The sequence below is a fragment of the Candidatus Thiosymbion oneisti genome, assembly GCF_900092655.1.
Classification (GTDB): Bacteria; Pseudomonadota; Gammaproteobacteria; order Chromatiales; family Chromatiaceae; genus Thiosymbion; species Thiosymbion oneisti.
Map to the genome: position 1 here is coordinate 1 of NZ_FLUY01001522.1, position 238 is coordinate 238.

At 59.7% G+C, this 238-nt stretch carries 1 pseudogene; it reads left to right on the forward strand.

The window, feature by feature from the left end:
* A pseudogene (locus BQ17_RS15445) lies at window positions 1-238 on the forward strand (cytosolic protein); the annotation flags it as partial.

Consider the following 238-nt stretch of genomic DNA (forward strand, 5'->3'; position numbering starts at 1 on the left):
GAATTTCCGGTCGTCAAACTCATCGACTATGCGGACCGCATCGAGTCACTTGAGGCGAGCGCCAATCCCTTCGCCCTTGTTACCATGGCGCATCTGCGCACCCGTCAGACCAAAGGCGACCCGCAAGCCCGCTATCGGGCCAAGCTCAGCCTTGTGCGTTTGCTTTACCGGCAGGGTTGGAACCGGCAGCGCATACTGGATCTGTTTGCCGTCATCGACTGGATGATGCGCCTGCCGA